Annotated in this window: 1 pseudogene; it reads left to right on the forward strand. The window is 53.8% G+C overall.

The features are described from left to right. Positions 1-514, forward strand: a pseudogene (locus tag CRI63_RS23710) (DUF4132 domain-containing protein); the annotation flags it as partial. Between the last annotated feature and the right edge of the window lie 110 nt (positions 515-624).

A 624-nucleotide genomic window follows, 5' to 3' on the forward strand; every position in this document is an offset into this window, starting at 1 on the left:
CCTTGCCGGAAGGCGATATCTCTATTGGTATTCCTCACGTTCTGGAAATATCACCGACGGATGCCGCCGCCTTTGGGCAGCTTTTTGCCGACTATGAACTGTTACCGCCGTTCCGCCAGCTCGACCGTAACAGTTACGCCCTGACAGAAACCGAGCGCAATGCCAGCGAATTGACCCGCTGGGCAGGCAGAAAATGCCCAAGCGGTCGGGTAATGGGGCTGGCGAATAAAAGGCTGGATAAAGGGCAACCCCGGCAGGATCGGAGGCTGGATCGGCTGGATGATCAAACCCCTGGGCCGCTGGTCGTTAGTCATGGAAATCGATGAAGGTTTTGCGGTAGGCATGTCGCCAGCCGAACTGAGTGCCGAGCAACTCTTAAGCAAGCTGTGGCTATGGGAAGGCAAAGCAGAAGCTATGGCTGGGGAGTAATTCAACACAGGAAGCGCAGTTCTCCGTACTCGATGCCATCACCGCCAGCGAGTTGATTAACGATATTGAAGCTCTGTTTGAATAAGGAAAACACATGAGCAAGGAACTACCGTGGCTGGCGGATAACGCACAACTGGAACTGAAATATAAAAAAGGCAAAACACCACTCAGCCATCGTCGCTGGCCGGGAGAACC

The sequence above is a fragment of the Escherichia sp. E2661 genome, assembly GCF_004745185.1.
In the GTDB taxonomy this organism is placed as follows: Bacteria; Pseudomonadota; Gammaproteobacteria; order Enterobacterales; family Enterobacteriaceae; genus Escherichia.